Source organism: Streptomyces sp. NPDC059009 (assembly GCF_042740175.1).
GTDB lineage: Bacteria > Actinomycetota > Actinomycetes > Streptomycetales > Streptomycetaceae > Streptomyces.
Map to the genome: position 1 here is coordinate 51,288 of NZ_JBHYJB010000020.1, position 18,481 is coordinate 69,768.

Annotated in this window: 12 protein-coding genes; 6 read left to right on the top strand and 6 right to left on the bottom strand. The window is 74.5% G+C overall.

Features of this window, described 5'->3' with window-relative positions; translation table 11 throughout:
• Positions 1-73 precede the first annotated feature (73 nt).
• Genes ACFWYM_RS20845 through ACFWYM_RS20855 form a run of 3 tightly spaced genes read left to right on the top strand, consistent with a single transcriptional unit; the run spans position 74 to position 4,500 of the window.
• Positions 74-847, top strand: a complete 774-nt coding sequence (locus ACFWYM_RS20845; protein ID WP_384838957.1) for an ABC transporter ATP-binding protein — start codon at positions 74-76, stop codon at positions 845-847.
• Positions 844-3,462: an ABC transporter permease gene (locus ACFWYM_RS20850; RefSeq protein WP_384838960.1), complete on the top strand. Its 2,619-nt coding sequence runs from the start codon at positions 844-846 to the stop codon at positions 3,460-3,462. Before ACFWYM_RS20845 ends, ACFWYM_RS20850 begins: the two co-directional genes overlap by 4 nt.
• A 42-nt stretch (positions 3,463-3,504) precedes the next feature.
• Entirely contained in the window at positions 3,505-4,500 is a 996-nt protein-coding gene (locus tag ACFWYM_RS20855; RefSeq protein WP_384838963.1) for a molybdopterin-dependent oxidoreductase, read from the top strand.
• Here ACFWYM_RS20855 and ACFWYM_RS20860 read toward each other — a convergent pair.
• On the bottom strand, positions 4,497-5,351 hold the full coding sequence (locus ACFWYM_RS20860) for an MOSC domain-containing protein (protein WP_384838966.1): 855 nt from the start codon (positions 5,349-5,351) through the stop codon (positions 4,497-4,499). The two genes, ACFWYM_RS20855 and ACFWYM_RS20860, sit on opposite strands and share 4 nt — an antisense overlap.
• Before the next feature lie 73 nt (positions 5,352-5,424).
• On the opposite strand from ACFWYM_RS20860, the gene ACFWYM_RS20865 reads away from it, so the two are divergent.
• Positions 5,425-5,781 carry a VOC family protein gene (locus tag ACFWYM_RS20865; protein ID WP_384838969.1) on the top strand — a complete coding sequence of 119 codons (357 nt, stop codon included), beginning with the start codon at positions 5,425-5,427 and terminating at the stop codon, positions 5,779-5,781.
• A 21-nt stretch (positions 5,782-5,802) separates the two neighbouring features.
• Here the strand turns inward: ACFWYM_RS20865 and galE are convergent, their stop codons facing one another.
• Positions 5,803-6,795 (bottom strand): UDP-glucose 4-epimerase GalE, encoded by a 993-nt coding sequence (gene galE / locus ACFWYM_RS20870; RefSeq protein WP_384838972.1) that lies wholly within the window; start codon positions 6,793-6,795, stop codon positions 5,803-5,805.
• A 118-nt stretch (positions 6,796-6,913) separates the two neighbouring features.
• Entirely contained in the window at positions 6,914-8,566 is a 1,653-nt protein-coding gene (locus ACFWYM_RS20875; protein ID WP_384838975.1) for a glycosyltransferase family 2 protein, read from the bottom strand.
• Between the two features lie 109 nt (positions 8,567-8,675).
• Here ACFWYM_RS20875 and ACFWYM_RS20880 point away from each other — a divergent pair, with 109 nt between their 5' ends.
• Positions 8,676-10,193 (top strand): glycosyltransferase family 39 protein, encoded by a 1,518-nt coding sequence (locus ACFWYM_RS20880; RefSeq protein WP_384838978.1) that lies wholly within the window; start codon positions 8,676-8,678, stop codon positions 10,191-10,193.
• A 9-nt stretch (positions 10,194-10,202) separates the two neighbouring features.
• On the opposite strand, the gene ACFWYM_RS20885 is transcribed toward ACFWYM_RS20880, so the two are convergent.
• Complete coding sequence (locus tag ACFWYM_RS20885; RefSeq protein WP_384838981.1) at positions 10,203-11,774, bottom strand: hypothetical protein; 1,572 nt, start codon at positions 11,772-11,774, stop codon at positions 10,203-10,205.
• On the bottom strand, positions 11,771-15,325 hold the full coding sequence (locus tag ACFWYM_RS20890) for a CDP-glycerol glycerophosphotransferase family protein (protein WP_384838984.1): 3,555 nt from the start codon (positions 15,323-15,325) through the stop codon (positions 11,771-11,773). Before ACFWYM_RS20890 ends, ACFWYM_RS20885 begins: the two co-directional genes overlap by 4 nt.
• 148 nt (positions 15,326-15,473) lie before the next feature.
• On the opposite strand from ACFWYM_RS20890, the gene ACFWYM_RS20895 reads away from it, so the two are divergent.
• Positions 15,474-17,588, top strand: a complete 2,115-nt coding sequence (locus ACFWYM_RS20895) for a CDP-glycerol glycerophosphotransferase family protein (protein ID WP_384838987.1) — start codon at positions 15,474-15,476, stop codon at positions 17,586-17,588.
• A 2-nt stretch (positions 17,589-17,590) separates the two neighbouring features.
• On the opposite strand, the gene ACFWYM_RS20900 is transcribed toward ACFWYM_RS20895, so the two are convergent.
• Positions 17,591-18,475, bottom strand: a complete 885-nt coding sequence (locus ACFWYM_RS20900) for a class I SAM-dependent methyltransferase (protein ID WP_384838990.1) — start codon at positions 18,473-18,475, stop codon at positions 17,591-17,593.
• Positions 18,476-18,481: the final 6 nt, after the last annotated feature.

An 18,481-nucleotide genomic window follows, 5' to 3' on the forward strand; every position in this document is an offset into this window, starting at 1 on the left:
CTCTCTCGCCCCTCTGACCTGCGCTTCCTAGCGTTTCAGTGGTACGCAAGGCCCACTGGAAGGACGTACGGACATGAAGGGCACCCTCGACGCCCTCACCCTCGAAGGCGTCAGCCGGACCTACCGGCGCGGCACCCGCGCCCCCGCCTCCGCCCCCGCCCTGCACCCCCTCGACCTCACCGTCCCCCGCGCCCGCTTCCTCGCCGTCATGGGCCCCTCGGGCTCCGGCAAGTCGACCCTCCTCCAGTGCGCCGCGGGGCTTGACCGCCCCACCGCCGGCACCGTCCGCATCGGCGGCACCGCCATCGGCGGACTCGGCGAGGCCAAGCTGTCGCGTCTGCGCCGTGAACGCGTCGGGTTCGTCTTCCAGGACCACAACCTCGTGCCCTCCCTCAGCGTCGCCGAGAACGTCGCCCTGCCTCTCCTCCTCGGCGGCGAGGACCCGGGAGAGCGGCCCCGGTCGGGGCTGGACGCCGTCGGGCTCGGGGACCGTGGCGGCGACCGGCCCGCCGAACTCTCCGGCGGCCAGCGCCAGCGCGTCGCCATCGCCCGCGCCCTCGTCACCCGCCCCGAGGTCGTCTTCGCCGACGAACCCACCGGTGCCCTCGACCCCGCCACCGCCGACGACGTCCTCGCCCTCCTGCGCCGGGCCGTCGACGCGGACGGCCACGCCGTGGTGATGGTGACCCACGATCCGGCGGCGGCGGCCTGGGCGGACGAGGTGCTCTTCCTCGCGGAGGGGCGGGTCGCCGGTCGGCTGGCCCGGCCCGGTGCCGCCGAAGTCGGGCGCATCATGCGGGAGTTGGGCAGGCGTGCGGCGAGCGCCGCCCAGGAGGTGCACGCATGAGCACCGCCACGCGCCTCCTCGCCACCCGTGCCGCCCGCACCCACCGCCGCGCCTGGGCCGCCGTCTTCGCCGCGCTCGCCCTGACCTCGCTCCTCCTCGGCGTCTTCGGGCTCACTCTCGCCTCCGCGGGGCTCGGGCACGCACGCGTGGAGCGGTATGCCGCCGCCGACCTCGTCGTCGCCGGGGACCAGAACACCCGCTACACCGCGAAGCCGTGGGGCAGCGACCCGGAGACCGCGGAGGCCGGGCTCACCGAGCGGGTACGGGTTCCGGCGGCGGCCCTCGCTGTCGTGCGAAAGGTTCCGGGCGTACGGGCGGCCGTTCCCGATGAGGTGTTCCCTGTCGGGGTCGGCGGCCGCGCGGGCGTCGGACGCCCTTGGGGCGCGGCCCGGTTGGCGTCCTGCAGTCTCAGTGAGGGGCGTGCCCCGCGCGCCGCCGACGAAGTCGTCGTGAGCGACGGTCACAGCCGTCAGCGGGTGCGGCTCGGCGACCGCGTCACCATCCGCGTGCACGGCGCCGACCGCCCGTACACCGTCGTCGGACGCACCCACGGACCGAACACCGGCACCGGCATTGGCATCAGCACCAGCACCGAGGCCGATGTCGGCACCGCCGTCTACTTCTCCACCGCCCAGGCCCACCGCCTCGCCGGCCACCCGGACTCCCTCGCCGCCATCGGCATCCGCGCCCAACAGGGCGTATCCACACAGCAGTTGTACGAGCGCGTGCGGCACGCCCTGGACGATAAGCACCTCAAGAGCGTCGGCCGGCGGGCCGACGGAGACTCCGCCCGACTGCGTGTGCTGACCGGAAACGGGCGGGGCGCGGCCGAGTTCCTGGAGGTCGCGCCCGCGCGCCAGGAGATGCTGGGGCTGCTCGCCTCCGTCGCCGCCACCATGGTCCTCGTCGCACTGCTCGTCGTCTCCTCCACGATCGTGCAGGCCCTGCAGCAACGCGCCCATGAGCTCGGCCTGTTGCGTGCCGTCGGTGCCACGCCGCGGCAACTGCGGGGCGCCGTCGGCCGGGAGGTGGGACGGGTCGCCGCAGGGGCGGCGCTCGTCGGGGCGGTCGGGGCCGTTCCCGCGTACGTCGGGCTGCGTGCCCTGCTGCACGCGCGCGGCGCCCTCCCCGAGGGGTTCGAACTGCCGCTGCCCCCCTACCTGTTGGCCGCGCCGCTCGTCACCGCCGGGCTCACCATCCTGGTCGCGCGGATCGCGGCGCTCATCGCCTGTGCGCGGACGGCGAAGGTGCGCCCGGCGCAGGCCCTGCGCGCCGCGGAACCCGGAACGGCCCGGCGGATCAGCGGACTTGTGCTGCTCTTCGTCGGCTTCAGCTCGGCCGGGACGGCCACCCTGCAGCACGGTGCCGCCGCGGCCGCGGCGGCGGGTGCCGCCACCGTCACCCTCGTCATCGCCTGCGCCCTGCTCGGACCCTGGATCGCCCAGGGCGCCCTGCGGGTCCTCGGCACCCCGATGCGCCGCTTCGGCGGTCCGGGCGGTGCGCTCGCGGCCGCCAACTGTGCTGCGTCCGCACGGCGGTTGGGGGCGGCGATCACTCCGGTCGTGCTGGTCACGGCGTTCGTCGCGGTGCAGCTCTCGGCGGGCGCCACCCTCACCCACGCGGGCGGCGGGCAGGCGGAGCGGGCGGCCCGTGCGGACCTCGCGGTGCGCGCGGACGGCGGCCTGCCCGGCGACGCGGTGGAGCGGATCCGCGCCGTCGACGGTGTGCGGGCGGCGACCGGCGTCCTGCGCGGCACCGTCGTCCTCGCCGGCCGTGAGACGGGGTCGCCCAAGCTGGAGCGGCTGCCCGTGCTCGGCGTCACCCCGCAGGGCCTGGAGCGCACCCTCGACCCGGACGTGACCGGTGGGGACCTGCGCGCGCTGCGGCCCGGCACCGTCGCCGTGGGCGGGGACCGGGCGCGCGCCCTCGACGCGCACCCCGGCTCGACGGTGACGCTGCGGTTCGGGGACGGGCAGGAGGCCCGCCTCAAGGTCGTCGCGACCTATGAACGCGCCCTTGCCCTGGGCGACTTCCTGTTCTCCCGCGAGGAACTCGCCCGGCACACGGCGGTGCCCGGCCGAGGCGAGCAGGTCCTGGTCGCCACCGGCCACGGCCGGGCGGAGCAGCGGGCCGCCGACGCCCTCGCCCGTGCGGTGCCCGGTGCCCAGGTGCTGCGGCACCCGGAGCCCGTCCGCGTCGAGGCCGGTGACCAGGCCCTCGGCGAGGTGGTCACCGGGGCGGCGGTCGGCGCGATCGGCGGCTACACGGTCATCGCCGTCCTCAGCACCCTGGCCCTGATCACGGTCGGGCGGCGCCCCGAACTGACCCTGCTGCGGCTCGCCGGCGCGGGCCGGGGCCAGCTGCGCCGCATGCTCCGCCTGGAGGCGGCGGCGACGGCCGTGACGGGACTGGTGGTGGGCGCGGTGGCGGCCTCGGTGCCGCTGCTCGCGTTCAGCCTGGCGGTGGCGCGCACGGTGCCGTATCTGCCGCCCGGGCAGGCGGCGCTGATCGTCGCCGTGGTCGCCGTGACGGCTCTCGCGGGCACGCTGCCGCCTGCGTGGGCGGTGCTGCGGGGGCGGTATCCGGGAGCTGCGTCCAACTCCGGGGCGCGTTAGGGTCGTTGCATGGTTACGCCCCCTACATCGGGTCTCCCGGAGATGGCTCAGGCACCCGACGTCACGCCCGACGCCACGCCCGACGTCACGCCCGGCTTCGCTCCCGAACGCGCACCCGGCTTCTTCACGCCCGTCCCCGACGTCTTCGTCCGCACGCACATGGGCGTCCCCGATGTCGACGCCGACCGCTGGACCCTGTCGGTGGAAGGGCTCGTCGAGCGGCCCCTGCGGATCGGACTGGCCGAGCTCCTCGCCCGGCCCGCCCGCAGGCTCGCCGCCGTCCACGAGTGCTTCGGCAGCCCCTTCGCCCCGGACGTGCCGACGCGCGCGGTGGCCAACGTGGCGTGGACCGGCTTCCCGCTGGCCGAACTCCTCGACGAGGCACGGCCGTTGGCGCAGGCCCGGCACGTGTGGTTCGAGGGCGTGGACACCGGCTCCTTCCACGGCGAGGACGGACTGACGTACACCAAGGACCTGCCCCTGAAGGACGCGCACGGCCGCGTGTTCCTCGCCCACCGCATGAATGGCGAGCCGCTCACGGCGGAGCACGGCTCTCCCGTACGGGCGGTGGTGCCGCGCATGTTCGGCACGAACTCGGTGAAGTGGCTGACGCGCGTCGTGCTGGCGGCGCGGCGCCCGGAGCACATGTTCACCACCCGCTTCTACACCCGCGTCCTGCCCGGTGCCGACGCCCCGACACCCGTGCGCGACGTCGACGTGAACAGCAAGCTCTCCGCTCCGGCGGACGGTGCCCGACTCCCCGTGGGAGACGTGGAGATCACCGGCCACGCCTGGAGCACGACGGAGGTCGCGGCCGTCGAGGTGTCCGTCGACGAGGGCCCCTGGGAGCGCGCCGCCCTCGACGCGCTCGGCGCCGACGACGGCCCGGTCTGGCAGCGCTTCACCCTGACCCGGCCGCTCACGGCGGGCCCGCACCGCGTCCGCTCCCGCGCCACCGACCGCACGGGCCGCGTCCAGCCCCCGCCCGGCTCCCGGAACTCGGTGCACGAGATCACGGTCACCGCCGAGGTGCCTTAGCCCGCCCTGTCGGCCGCGTCCCCGGGCTTCTCCACCGCCCACTCCCGCACGGCGAACTCATCGCCCACGGCGAGCTCGCCGGTGCGCAGGACCGTGTACTTCGCGCCGAGCGAGACGCCCTTGCCCTCGGGCACGCGCCGATAGGTGGCGAGCGTCCGCAGCGGCTCGGGCCCGGCCCGCTCGCCGCGCTCCTGGTCGACGAGGGTGACCGCGCAGCGCACCGCGAGCTTGGCGAAGGCGAGTTCGGTGCCGCCCGCGGTGACGTGCCGGGCCTGGTCCTCCAGGTGCGGCTCGGCCCAGCCGTCGAGCACGATGTTGGGTCGGAAGCGGGAGAGGGGCAGCGGCTCGCGGCCCGCCGCCACGATGCGCCGGTTCAGCTCGCCGAGGCTGGCCCGCGACAGGACGTGCAGGGAGCCGCTGTCGGCGTAGAGGGAGCGGCCGGGGACCAGGCCGTCGGTGGTCCGCTCGTACTCCGGCGGCACCCGCACCAACCGCCGCTCGGCGCCCAGGACTTCGGAGAGCCAGCGGGCCACCGTGTCGCCCTGGTCGATGCCCTGGTGGGCCGCGCCGAACAGCTCGACGGGCCGTGGGGGCGAGGCGGTGTCCACGTCGAGGCGGAGCGGCTCGGTGCCGGGCGCGCTCAGGGTGAGCTCGCGGCCGTCGGCGCCGACCTCGGGTGTGATCACCGCGAGGCGTGGCTCGTTGCGCTGCGTACGGAAGACGCCGTCGCCGTCGACGACCAGGAACGCGCGGTCGTGCGCGAGGCCGGTCCGGGCCAGGGCGGCGCGTGGCTGCGGCCGTCCGGCACAGCCCTTGACGGGATAGGTGATCAACTCGGCGATGGCAGGCACGGAGTCACCCTAACGGCCGCCCCGCCGGGCCATCGAGAGCCGGTGCCGCCCCCGGGGGCCCTACCCTCGGCGCATGATCGATGGCGCGCACCTCATCATCTACAGCAACGACGCCGAGGCCGACCGGGCCTTCTTCCGGGACGTGCTCCGATATCCGCACGTCGACGCGGGCCACGGGTGGCTGATCTTCAAGCTGCCGCCCGCCGAGCTCGCGGTGCACCCGGCGGACGGCGGGGGCGGTGGCTCGCACGAGGTGTTCTTCATGTGTGCGGACCTCGCCGCCACGGTCGCCGAACTCGCCTCGCAGGGCGTCGAGTTCACGCAGGAGGTGACGCAGGCGGGGTGGGGGGCGGTCACCGCGTTCCGGCTGCCGGGCGGCTCGGAGGTACGGCTCTACGAGCCGCGCCACCCCAGGGCGACGGAGCTGTAGGAACCGCTGGGACCGCGGTGCTCAGGCGCGGGCCGCCTCCGGGTGCAGCCGCACCCAGCCCGCCCAGGCGGACGTCACCATGTCCCGCACGTCGTACCGGGCGTGCCAGCCGAGCTCCGTGGCGATCCGGCCGGCCGAGGCGACGACCCGCGCCGGGTCGCCGGGGCGCCGCGCGGTCACCACGGGCGGGATGTCGTACCCGGTGGTCTCGTTGATGAGCTCGGCCATCTCGCGGACCGAAACCCCCTCGCCCCGGCCGATGTTGAGCGTCAGATCGCTGCCGCCGGGCGCCCCCGCCAGCTTCCGCGCCGTCGACACATGGGCCTCGGCCAGGTCGACGACGTGGATGTAGTCGCGTACACAGGTGCCGTCCGGCGTCGGGTAGTCGGCGCCGAAGATGCGCGGCGCCTCCCCGGCGGTGAGCCGCTCGAAGACCATCGGCACGAGGTTGAAAACCCCGGTGTCGGCCAGGTCGGGGCGGGCCGCGCCCGCCACGTTGAAGTAGCGCAGCGACGCCGTCCGCAGGCCCGTCGCCCGGCCCGTCGCGCGCACCAGCCACTCGCCCGCGAGCTTCGTCTCGCCGTACGGGCTCAGCGGCAGACAGGGCGTCTCCTCCGTCACCAGGCCCGAGACCCCGGCATCCGGCATGCCGTACACCGAGGCGGAGGAGGAGAAGACGAAGGACTCGACGCCCGCGGTGACCACGGCGTCCAGGAGGACCCGCAGGCCCTCCACGTTCTCGTGGTAGTAGTGCAGCGGCCGCTCCACGGACTCGCCGACCTGCTTCTTGCCCGCGAGGTGCACGACCCCGGTGACCGCGTGTTCCTTGAGCACCTGCGCGAGCGTCTCGCCGTCGAGGACCGAGCCGACGGCCAGCGGCACGCCGTCCGGGACGCGCTCCGCGATGCCGGTGGACAGGTCGTCGTACACGACCGCCTGCTCGCCCGCCTCCGTCATGGCGCGGACGACATGGGCCCCGATGTATCCGGCGCCGCCGGTGATCAGCCAGGTCATGGTCAGCTTGTCCTGTCTTGTCGGTTTTGCTCGTCCAGCGCGTCCAGTGTCGCAGAGGGCCCCACGGCACCTGCCCGGCGGCCCCCGGTCGGCGGTCCCGCCCAGTTGGGCCCCCGGCTCAGCGGCCCGCTCCCGACGCCTTCTTCAGGAGCCGGGCGAGCCGCCCCCGCGCGATCCCCGCGACTCCGCGCACCCCGGGGGCGACGCGCACCGCGAGATTGCCCGCCTGTGTCGCGTACGGATGCGTGAGCAGCACCCCGCGGCGACGGCTCGGCACCACGGCGCGCCGCAGCAGCCCCGGCCCGGCGACGGCGCGGGCCGTCGAGTCGCGCGCCGTGCCGTCCGCGAAGAGCAGCCGCAGCCGCACGTCCCACACTCCGCGCCCCGGCAGCGTCCCGAGGTCGACCAGGACCTGCGCCGTCCACAGGTCGGGCCCGTCCGGCCGGAAGACCGCCGTGCGCCGCAGCGTGGGCCCGCGGCCCGAGCGGTCGGCCAGCTCCACGTCGACCGACTCGGGGCCCGCGTCCGCGACCCGCCCGTACAGCTCGTGCAGCCGCAGCGTGAGCGTCGATCCGCCCGCACGGGGCCGCAGTTCACCGTCGACGGCGAGCGGCAGCAGCCGCATCGGACGGACCAGGAGGTGCTCCAGGGTGACCTGCGGCAGCTCGTCCGACCAGACCGGAGTGCCCGCCCGGTCCTTCACATACGGGGGGACGAGGCGCGCCGGGCGCGCCGCGACCTGCTTCAGCCGGGTCAGGTCGCGCGGCTGCTCGGAGGCGAGGACGACCCGGGCGATCACCCGGCCGGGCGCGGGCGCCGCCTCCAGGTCGGCGGTGTCGAACTCCGCGAGGTACGCGCGCGTGAGCGCCCACCACTCGCGCTGGTACTCCGGCCCGCGCGCGGCCAGTTCGCGCGTGTACATGCGCAGGCTGTGCTCGATGAACTTGGCGCGGGCCGCCCGCGCGAGCTGCTTGCCCCCGGAGCCGCTCGACTCGCGCAGGATCTCCACGGACTGGCGGTGCGCCTCCAGGCGGGCCTGCCAGTTGGCGATGCCGGAGCGGTCGAGGGAGATCGACAGCTTGGCGGCGGCGCGGCGCACATGCCAGATGTAGACGGTGTCGGTGATCAGCGCGATGCGCGGCCCGGCGGCGAGCACGCGCGCGGTGAAGACGAAGTCCTCGTAGATGAAGGGGCCTTCGGGGAACCGGATCGCGTGCGCGCGCAGGAAGTCCGTGCGGTAGAGCTTGTTGACGCAGAGCGTGTCGTGCACGAGGCGCGGGCGCAGCTCGGGCCGCGCCACGAAGCGCGCCTTCTTGTAGAGCACCGGCTGCCAGGGCACCTCGCGCCCCGAGGGCAGCTCGCGGCGCATGCACAGGCCGGAGACGACCTCGGCGTCCTGGGCGGCGGCCGCCGCGAGGAGCGCGTCGACGGCGCCCGGCGGGAGCACGTCGTCGCTGTCGAGGAACATCAGGTACGGGGCCGTGGCGGCGTCGATCCCGTCGTTGCGCGGTGTGCCGCAGCCGCCGCTGTTGGTCGCGCGGCGCACGACCTGGAGACGGGGCTCGGCCGCGGCGAGGGAGCGCAGCAGGCTCTCGCTGTCGTCCGTGGAGCAGTCGTCGACGGCGATGACCTCGCGCACGGCGGGGCCCTGGGCGAGGGCGGAGCGCACCGCGTCGGCGACGTGCGCTGCGTCGTTGTAGCCGATCACAACGACGCAGACCTGGTCGGTGGCCAGGTCTGCGGTGGGCTCTTGGGGCGCTGTGCGTTCCACGGGAGGAATCTTAGGGCTTGCTGATAATTATCCGATAAAGGCTGTTTGGTCGGAGCCGACGTGGCGTCAATGCGCAGCAAAAGTGAGTAAATAGCACAAACTCGGCTTCATGCAGGTCACGGAAGCCCTCACGTCCCGGCGGACGCGCACCGCCGTCGTGCCCGTCGTCGTGCCCGTCGCCGTGATGACCGCCCTCGGCCTCTGGGGCCTGGACCGGGGCACCATATGGCGCGACGAGGGGGCCACGTTCCAGGTCGCGCGGCGCTCGCTGCCGGAGATCTGGTGGCTGCTGCACCACGTCGACGCGGTGCACGGCCTCTACTACCTCCTCATGCACCCGGTGCTCGCGCTGCACCCGGGCGAGGTCATGCTGCGCCTGCCGTCCGTGGCCGCGGCCGCCGCGGCCACCGGGCTCGTCGCCGCGCTCGGCGCCCGCCTGGTCCGCCCCCGCGTCGGCCTGTGGGCCGGGCTCCTGTACGCGATCACGCCGGTCGCCGGGCACTACGCGCAGGAGGGCCGCTCCTACGCCGCCGTCGCCGCCGGGGCCGTGGGCGCGACGCTCCTTCTCCTGCGGGCCGTCGAGCGCACCGGCACCGGGGGGCGCGCCTGGTGGGCGTACGGGGCGGCCGTCACCGGGACCGCGCTGCTGCACGAACTCGCCGCGCTGCTGCTGCTCGCGCACGCCGTGACGCTGCTTCTCTCACGGGTGCCGCGCGCCGTGTGGCGGGCCTGGGGCGCCGCGGCGGGCGGGTGCGCGCTCGCGCTGCTGCCGCTGCTGCTCGTCTCGCGGGGGCAGGCCGGGCAGGTGGCGTGGCTGCGGGCGCCCGACGGACGGGAGGCGGACCGGCTGCTGCACTCGTTCCTCGGGTATCCCGAGCCGCTGTTCGTGGCGCAGCTGCTGCTCGCCCTCTGCGCGGTGGCCGCGCCGTGGCCGCGCCGGGGCCGCCTCTCGGCGGTCACGGTGGCGCTGCCGCTGCTCCTGGTCCCGCCCGTGGTGCTGTTCGCCGTGTCGCAGCGGGCGCCGCTCTACCACGAGCGGTATGTGCTGTTCGCGCTCGCGGGCGCGCCGTTGCTGGTCGCGGCGGGGGCGGACCGGGTCGCGGGGGCGGCGGGGGCGGTGCTGCGGCGGAGCGGGGCGGTGGTGCGGCCGGGGGCCGCGGTCGTCGCGGGGGTGGTGGGGGTCGCGGGGGTCTTCTGGTGGCAGCTGCCGGTGCTGCGGCAGGACAGGGCGGCCGGGCACGGGAGCGAGCGGCACGCGGCGATCTCGGCCGTCGCCGCCCGCGAACTGCGCGCCGGGGACCGGGTCCTGTACCTGCCCTCGGTCGCCCGGCGGGTCGCCCTCGTCTACCCGAAGGCGTTCCGGGGCACGAGGGACCTCGCGCTGCGCGAGTCCGCCGCGGCCTCCGGCACCCTCTACGGCGAGGAGCTCACCCCCACCGCCCTGGCCCGCCGGCTCGCGGCCGTGGACCGGGTGTGGGTCCTCGCCGACCCGCCGGCGCTGCGGGCACAGCCGCCGCGGGAAGCGGCGGCGGAGCGGGTCAAAGTCGCCGTACTGGAAAGGCAGTTCAGGGTGCGGGCCGGGTACCGGCAGCCGGGGGCGGAGCTGCGGCTGTACGTGCGCCGCTGAGCCGCCGCCTCACCGGCGGGCCTGCTCCTGGGTCCGGGGACCCCCGCCGCCCACGCGCGCGAGTACCTCGCCCGTGTGCGGGCCCCACGCCACCACGACGGCCTCCTTCGGCACCCGCTGGTCGGGTTCGAGGAGGAGCCAGCGGACGTGGTAGCGGCGGACGATGGCCTGGCGCTCGGGGCGGGTGGAGCCGGGGGAGAGGTAGGTGCGCACGTCCTTCAGGCGGCGGCCCCGCACGGTCTCGTCGAGGGAGGGGTCCGGCCAGGCGGGCGCGACGAGGTTGGCGCCGTAGCCGGGGACCGAACGGGTGGGCCGGTAGCCGTCGGTGAGGACCACGTCGCCCGCGCGCATGTGGTCGGTGGCCCAGGTGTAGTCGGGCCAGCGCGGCGGCTGGTCGAAGCCGACCGGGTCGAGGGCGCGCGGCACGACGGCGCCCGCCTGGAGCTGGAGGAACCCGACGCAGGCGCCGAGCGCGGTGGCCCCCGCGAGCGCGCCGCGCCGCCAGCCCCACGGCAGCGGCGCCGCGAGCTCGACGGCGAGCGCGAACTGGAGCGGGACGAGGGTGAGTCCGAGGATGCGGCCGTAGGTGTAGTGGCCGGAGAACCAGCCGTACGCGACGACCGCGAGCTCCAGGGCGAACATCAGGACCAGGGGGTCGCGGCGGTCCCTGCGCCACCGCAGCCAGAGGGCCGGCAGGCCGAGCAGGGCGAGCCAGAAGCGCTGGGGCATCTCGGTGTAGAGCTGGCGGTGGATCGCGTCGACACTGGGGTCTCCGACCAGGGAGAAGACGCTGTAGTACGGCCAGCACAGGGCCACGGCGACGGCGGTGGCCGCGGCGAGCGCGCACCGGGTCAGGGCCCGCCGCGGGCGGCCGCCGAGCGAGCGCCACAGCCGCGGCAGGAACGCCACGAGCCCGATCACCGCCGCCACCGAGGAGATCGGGTGGACCAGCAGGATCACGCCGCACAGGGCGCCCAGGCCCGCGTACGGCCACAGCCCCCGGGGTGCACGGGACAGGGAGCCCGCCCAGGCCCAGGCCCAGAAGGCGAGGCCGATGCCGAAGGTCGACGGGTAGCCGAGGTTGCCCGTCATCGACATCAGGCCGAGGTAGCCGCTCCACCAGGCCATCCGGGTGCCCCAGAGTAGGACCATCGCGAACAGGGCCAGCACGGCGGCCCATTGACGGTCCGTCAGGGTGCGGACGAAGCGGTTGACGCCCGTCAGGAGCACCAGCAGGTTCACGGGGCCGGAGAGCTTCACGACCTCCCAGCCCGCGAGGCCCGTCGCCTTGGCGAACAGGGCCTGCGCCACCGCGTACGGCGAGTAGTAGGCGCTGCCGTCGCCCGGCAGGTCGGCCATGGGGTGGGCCGGGTGGAGGAGGTTCTCCTTGAGGCGCTCCACGACGGCGGCGTGCTGGCCGAAGTCGCAGCACATCGGCACCCGCCAGAAGGCCAGCGACATCACCACCCAGAACAGCCCGCCGAAGACGAAGTAGGGGGTGGGGCGCCAGCGGCGGCCGAGCCCGGTGGCGGTCGCGCCGTGGGCGGTGCGCCGCCGCACGAGCGTCGTGCCCGCGCTCACCGCAGCAGCCTCTCGGCGACCCGGGCCGCCGCATGGCCGTCGTCGAGGTCGCAGTACGCCTCACGGAAGGAGGCGTACGACTCGGCGTGCCGGGCCGCGATGGCATCCAGGTCGCGCAGCGCCTCGACGACCTCCCCGGTGGAGGCGAGCAGCGGGCCGGGGGCGCGGGTCTCGAAGTCGAGGTAGAAGCCGCGCACCGTGTCCCGGTAGTGCTCCAGGTCGTAGGTGTGGAAGAGCATCGGGCGCCCGGTGTGCGCGAAGTCGAACATCAGGGACGAGTAGTCGGTCACCAACACGTCGGAGACCAGGAGGAGTTCGGCCGTGCGGGGGTGGGTGGTGACGTCCCGTACGAAGGGGGCGCGGGCGCCCGGGAGACGGCCGGAGGTCAGCGGGTGCTTGCGCACCAGCAGGACGTGGTCGTCGCCGAGGACGCGCTCGGCGGCGCGGAAGTCCAGGGCGGGCTCGTAGCGGAACCGGCCGGGGGAGTACGCCAGGTGGTCCCGGTAGGTCGGCGCGTACAGGACGACCCGCTTGTCGGGTGCGATGCCCAGCTCGCGCCGCACCCGCTCGGCGACCTTGCGCCGGTCGTCGGCGAAGAGCAGGTCGTTGCGGGGCGAGCCGGCCTCCAGGATCTCGCCGTCGTAGACGAGGGCCCGCCCCAGGTGGGGAGTCGAGTGCCGGTTCGGGGAGACCAGGACGTCCCATTGGCGCGACAGCTGCGGCAGCACGTCCAGGTGGCCGTGGTCCGCGTACAGGGTGTCGGTGAGGTCGGTGCCGATGCGCTTGAGCGGGGCGCCGTTCCAGGTCTGGACGACGGTCTGGCCCGCGCGGCGCTCGAAGAAGTCCGGCAGATGGCCCGCGGTGACGATGCGGCGGCAGCGGGCCAGGGCCTCGTACCAGGCGGCGCTGTGCTCCTCGACGCCCGTGGCCCCGGCGGGCACGCGGGTCTGCTGGTCCCGCGTCACCCAGAGGTGCTCGACGCCGGCGCCGCGCCGGACCAGCTCCTCGTGGACGGCGCGCGGGGAGTCCCCGTCGAAGTACAGGACGGCGTCGCGCAGCGGCCGGGTGCGCCGGTGCGGGTAGTGCTCGGTGCGCAGCCGGTGGCGGCGGTAGGCGCCGCGCTCGGTGCGGGCGAGCACCGACCCGGCCTCGATGAGCAGCCGGTCGCCGAAGCGCCGGTCGACGGTGAACTCCCGTCCCTGGACGGCCCGGTGGAGCGGCAGCGCGGCAGAGACGGCGGCAAGGAGCCGCACGGGCACACCGTCGTGGTCCGCCCGCCCGGCCGCCCCCTCCGTGCCGCCCGTCTCGCGCAGGAACGCGTACCACCGCCCCTCCCGCAGCACCCCGCCCCCCGGCGCGAGCACGGCGCTGAAGCGGTCGCCCTCGCGGGTCACGGGGACGGCCACCTCGTCGTCGCGCCCGCTGTGCCGGAGCACCAGCTCGGCCTCGCCCCAGCTCGCCCCGGCCGCCGTGCCCTCGATGGTGAGGGTGCCGTCGGCGTCGAAGGCCACCTGGTCGGCGACCGGCTGCCGGGTCAGCTCGACCACCAGCTGGCCCCGGTCGTTGGCGGAGGCGCACAGCTCGGCGCCCGGGCGCGCGGGGTAGCGGCCGGGGGGCAGGGTGAGCGCGGCGGCGAGGGACTTCAGCTTGCCGTCCGGCAGTACGAGGTTGGCCTGCCAGCGGTCGCCGTGCGGGGGCTCGACCTCCTTGGGGGCCAGGTGCGGGGTGGGCGGGACGGACGCCAGGTCGACCGGCGACACGCGGACTTGGAAGCGGTCGCCGGCCAGCGTCACCGGGTAGTCGAACTCGGTCTCGGAGTGCGGGTGCGTCAGGCGCAGGGCGGTCGGGCGGGCGGAGCCCTCCCGTCTCCCACCGCCACCCTGCTCGACGTGCTGCGCACGGCCCCCCATATGCGGGAGGCTCCCGTCGAGGACGACGTCGTCGCCGTCGCCGTGGTGGGACTCGACCCGGGCCGCGTACTCCTGGACGCGCAGCACGAGTCGGCCCTTGCTGAAGCCGAGGACGAGCCGGAGCCCGTCGCCCAGCTCCCGTACGACGGACTGCGCGGCCGAGCCGTCCAGGGCCCGCACCGCCGCCCGCCGCACCGAGCCGTGGCCCGCGACGACCACGCCGAGCAGCCAGTTGCCGGGCCGCCACCGGCCGCCGGTCTTCAGCTGCTCGGGGTCGATGACCATCTCGAAGCCCGACAGGTCGTAGCAGTGCAGCCGCTGCCGGGAGTGCTCGGTGGCCTCGGCCGCCGCGACGGTCCGCGTCGGCACCCGTCTGAACTGCCCCTTGTGGTGCACCGACTTGAGCAGCCCGGCCTTGATGGAGTGGCCGGGCCGGGTCGCCTCCAGGTTCCGTACATACGCGTAGCCGCTGATCCGGAGCAGCCCGTCGGCGCCCCAGGAGGACTCGCGGACCCGTGCCACGACGGGCAGTTCGCGCCGCCCGAGCCGGGTGAGCTTCTCGGGCACCGGGCGCACCCCCGGATACACGGCCCGCCGCCGCACCGTGCCGCGCACCTGGAAGGCCGCGCCGCCGAGCCGCTCGAAGGACAGCAGCTCGATCAGCTCGGCGGTGCGGCCCTCCCGTACGAGATGCCACTTCACGCGCAGGTCGACGGGGAGCGCCTCGATCACCGAGGGGTCGGCGCGGCGCAGGAACGCGGCGGTGTCGGCCATGAACGCGGCCCGGTACTCGGGCCCGCCCATCGGCAGCCCTTCGAGGAAGTACACGAAGTCGTCGCGCAGGCAGGAGATGTCGTACGTCTTCTTGTGCTCCGGCGCCTGCTCGGCGAGGAACGCGCTGACGTGCGCACAGGCCGAGATCCGGTCGCGCACGCCCTTCACGTCGGTGCGCCGCCGCGTGATCGAGCCCTCGCGCACCCGCCAGTAGTAGACGTGGTCGCTCAGCACGTCCACCGATGTGGCGAGGAAGTGCGCGGGGATCATGACGGGCGTGTCCTCGTACAGCTTCCCCTCGGGGAAGGTGAACGCGTGCCGGTCCCAGAACGACCGCCGGAACACCTTGTTCCAGGCGACCCGGTCGGCGAGCAGCTGGAGGTCGCGGGAGATGTGGGTGCGGGTGCGCGGCCCGGTCAGCCACTTGTACTGCCACGCCTGCTGGCGCCCGCGCTCGTTGAGCCGCCAGACGTTGCCGCTCGCGAAGTCGGAGCCGGTCGCGTCGAGGCTCGCCACCATCCGCGCGTACGCGTCGTGGGGCACGATGTCGTCGCTGTCGACGAAGGTGAGGAACTCGGCGGTGGGCGAGGCGTGCCGGACCCCGGTGTTGCGGGCGGCGCTGAGCCCGGCGTTGGGCTGGCGCACGTACACGAAGCGGGGGTCGCGGGCGGCGAACTCGCGGGCGATGCGGGAGCTGCCGTCGGTGGATCCGTCGTCGACGAGGATGACTTCGAGCGCGCTGTGTGCGCTGTGAGCGCTGCAGCCGTCGGGTCCGGCCAGCGTCTGCACGGCGATGGACTCAAGGCACTCCGGCAGAAACTCCTCGACGTTGTAGATGGGCACGACGACGCTGAGACGGGGCTGCACGGCGACCGGCCTTTCATGGGCGTACGGGGGTGTTCATCCCCTTTGCCCGGCCGCGCGCCCCCCGCGTCAACTTCTCGCTTCTCAACCACCCCAATGAGTGACAAATGGTCTTCGACAGGCGGTGTCGCGCTGGCTACGGTCGGTGCCCATGACGCGCTTCTCGGTTGTCGTGCCCGCCCATCGCGTCCAGGGCTACCTGCGGGAATGCCTGGACTCCGTGCTGGAACAGTCCTTCGCCGACGTCGAGCTGATCGTCGTCGACGACGCGTCGCCGGACGCCTCCGCCGCGATCGCCGCGGAGTATGCGGAGCGCGACCCGCGCACGCAACTCGTCCGCCTCCCCGAGCACCGCGGCACCGGCGGCGCGCGCAACGCGGGCGCCGAGCGCGCCACCGGCGACTGGCTGCTCTTCCTCGACGGCGACGACGTGCTCCGCCCCGGCGCGCTCGGCGCCCTCGACGCGGCCCTCACCGAGGCACCGGACACCGGCGCTGTCGATCTCCTCCTCTTCGCACACGACCGGGTCGACTGGTGGGAGAACGTCCGCGCGGGCGGCGACGACCTGACCGGCGATCCCCTGGCCGTCACCCCGGCCGCCTGGAACCGCCTCTTCCGGCGCGCCTTCTGGACCGCGCAGCACCTCGCCTTCTCGGACGGCCCGTACGAGGACGTGGAGCCGGTGCGGCGCGCGGCCCTCGCGGCGGACGGGCGGACCGCGACCCTCGACCGGGTCTGCGTGCGCTGGCGCGAGCGGCGCGGCGGCAGCTTCTCCAAGACGCCCGGCGAAGACCACTTCGCCGTCCTGAGGCGGTACGAGGAGCTGCTCGCCGGGCTCGGCGGGACGGACCGCGCACGGCTCTTCCCGCACCTGGTCACGCACCTCCTCGCGGTCCTCGACGACCCGGGCCGGATCCGCGCCGCCGACCGGCGCCGCTTCTTCCGCGAGACGGCCCGCCTGTACGCGGCCCACGCGCCCGCCGGTGCCGAGCCCCGCTCCGGCGAGGAGAAGGCGCTCGCCGCCGCCTCGTACCCGGCCTTCGAGGGGCTGCGCAAGGCGGAGAGCAGGCGCCGCCGCGCCACCCGCAGACTCAAGCAGCAGAAGAAGAAGCTGCGCGCCCGCGCGATGCGCGTCAGCTACCGCGCCGACCGCCGCCGCGCTCTCGACCCCGACTTGGCCGTGTACGGCGCCTATTGGAACCGGGGCGTCTCCTGCAACCCGGCCGCCATCCACGCCAAGGCCCGCGAACTCGCCCCGCACATCAAGGGCGTCTGGGTGGTCTCCAGCCGCAACAAGCACCGCGTGCCGCCCGGCGTCGACTATGTCATCGAGGGCTCGCGCCGCTACTGGCGGGCGATGGCCCGCGCCACCTATCTGATCAACAACTCCAGCTTCCCCGGGGGCTTCACCAAGCGCCCCGGCCAGGTCTACCTCCAGACCCACCACGGCACGCCCCTGAAGAAGATGGGCCTCGACCAGCGCCGCTACCCGGCGGGCACGCACGGCATCAGCTTCCAGAAGGTCCTCGACCACACCGACCAGTGGGACCTCAGCCTCTCCTCGAACCCGCACTCCACGGAGATCTGGGAGCGCGTCTACCCCTCGGTCTCCTACCAGGCCCTGGAGGCGGGCTACCCGCGCAACGACGTCTACTTCACCACCGGGCCGGACGAAGTCGCCCGCATCCGCGCGGAGTTGGGCATCCCGGAAGACCGGACCGCCCTCCTCTACGCCCCCACCCACCGCGACTACCAGAAGGGCTTCCTGCCCCGCCTGGACCTCGCCCGCTTCGTGCGCGCGCTCGGCCCGTCGTACGTCGTGCTGGTGCGCGCCCACTACTTCTACGGCTCGGACGCGGGCCTCTCCGACCTCGCCGGGCACCCCCAGCTCATCGACGTCACCGGGCACGCGCGCGTCGAGGACCTCTGCCTCGCCGCCGACGCACTCGTCACGGACTACTCGTCCCTGATGTTCGACTACGCCTGCCTGGACCGCCCCATCGTCAGCTACGCCCCCGACTGGCAGGCGTACCGACTGGCCCGCGGCACCTACTTCGACCTGCTCTCCGGCCGCCCCGGCGAGACGCCCGGCGCGGTGGCCACGTCCGAGGAGGAGCTCATCGAGCTGTTCCGGACGGGGAGTTGGGACACCCACGGGACGACGAAGCTGCGCGGCGCGTTCCGGCGGCGGTTCTGCCCTTACGACGACGGAGGCGCCGCAGAGCGAGTCGTGCGGCGCCTCTTCCTGGAGGCCGGGGTGGTGTGACCTCAGCGGCGGCGCAGCGCCTTCGTCACGATGGGCGGCAGGACGTTGACCGCCACCCTGCGGGCCAGGGAGCGCTTCGCCGGGGCGGGGGACGCCGTCGCGGCCGGCTGGGCGGGGATGCGGGCGCCCGGCTTCTTGGCGGCGGGCTTGGCCGGCTTCTTGATGGAGAGGCGCAGCACCGGGTCGCCGTCGATGAGGTTCTCGCTCACCACGCAGCCCGGCACCGTCGGCGCCCACTCCCGCAGCCGCTCCTGGAGGGGCTCCGGGTCGCCCCACGTCGCGTACATCTTCGAGCCCGAGACGCAGACGGGCCGCATGCCCTTGGTGAAGACGGCCTCCCACACGGCCGCCGAGACGCCCGGCGTGTGCTCGGTGCGGTAGTCGTCGAGGGAGACGACGCCGTGGCCCTTGAGGATCTCGCGGGTCGTGTCGATGTCGACGCTCACGTCCTCGTACATGTGCGAGGCGTCGATGTGCACGAAGCGGCAGCTGTCCGCCGGGACCGTGTCGGCGAGGACCGTCGTGCGGGCCTGCACGATCTCGGGCAGCTCGTCGTGGAAGGCGAGGTAGTTGGTCTCGAAGGCCCGCAGGGAGAGGGTCTTCTGGTAGAAGTCCCGGGTCTCGGTGCGGCTGTAGGCGCCCTGCGACTCCTCGCCGAACAGGTCGCACACCGTGAAGGTCTCGCCCTGCTGGAGGTGGCGGCCCATCACGATGGTGGACTTGCCGAGGTAACAGCCCATCTCCAGGAGGTTCCCGCCGCGCTCGGCGGTGGCCTCCAGGAAGAAGGCGAACAGCTGCTGGTCGAGCCGCTGGAACCAGCCCGGCACGTCGTCCAGCTTGGCCGGCTTCTTCAGCTCGGGCTCGGTGGTGGTGTCGGTGGCGCTCATGAGTAA